The 795-nt window shown below is 60.8% G+C and carries 1 pseudogene; it reads right to left on the bottom strand.

Annotated elements, in window-relative coordinates:
* Positions 1-512: 512 nt before the first annotated feature.
* Positions 513-635: pseudogene (locus tag BMI01S_RS41780) on the bottom strand (IS6 family transposase); the annotation flags it as partial.
* Positions 636-795: the final 160 nt, after the last annotated feature.

Raw genomic sequence — 795 nt, forward strand, 5'->3', positions numbered from 1 at the left:
CGAGCGCTACACTGGCCGTGCCGATCTGTCGGTAGACCGTCGGGCGGCTCACGCCGTTACGCTCAGCCAGCACACTGATGGGTTCGGTGCGCGCGAGGGCCTGAAGTGCAATCGCTTTGCGTTTGTCGTCGCTCAGTCTGCCGACGCCAGATCGGGTGTTTTGAGTCATGGATGCCGCAGAGGAAAAATGGGGGCACCATTATCGCCTGGCACTCAAGGTGCCTCCCAATGTGTAACGCAGCTTTGAACCTCGCCCAGAAATCCTCAACAATCCGGGCATCCGCCCCGGTGGCTGCATCAGGCCCGGCAAGGCCGACACGATTTACCGCGATGCGCGTCTCATATCCCGCTCAGCGAAATGAGTTACGCTCGCGTCGCGACAGACTGGGAGACCGGGGCATGTTGACGAGATCAGAGGCCGCCTCCCGGCTCAGAATCCATGAAGCCGCGCTCATCAGGTGGGTTGAGTACGGGCTCGTCACCAGATACGCCCACAACGACTATGCGTTCCTCATTTCGACCAGATCGCGCAAGCTAAGCTTGTAGCGCAGGTACCAGCGAACACACAGAATGATCACATCGCGGTCAAAGTGACGGCCTGCAAACAGTTCGTCCAGGCTCTTGAGCTTGCTCATCGTCGGTTCTCAACTCGTTCAGCCCGACACCTTAACCGATTCGCCCCCGCGCTATTTGCACCAGCGCCGCGCAGCGGTGAACGCTGGCGCAGCACCCTACCCTACTCGGTCATCGCCGGCGTGGACGTCCCGCCTTCCGCGGGATAGACATCCGCGATCG

Source organism: Paraburkholderia mimosarum LMG 23256 = NBRC 106338, from assembly GCF_000739815.1.
Lineage (GTDB): Bacteria > Pseudomonadota > Gammaproteobacteria > Burkholderiales > Burkholderiaceae > Paraburkholderia > Paraburkholderia mimosarum.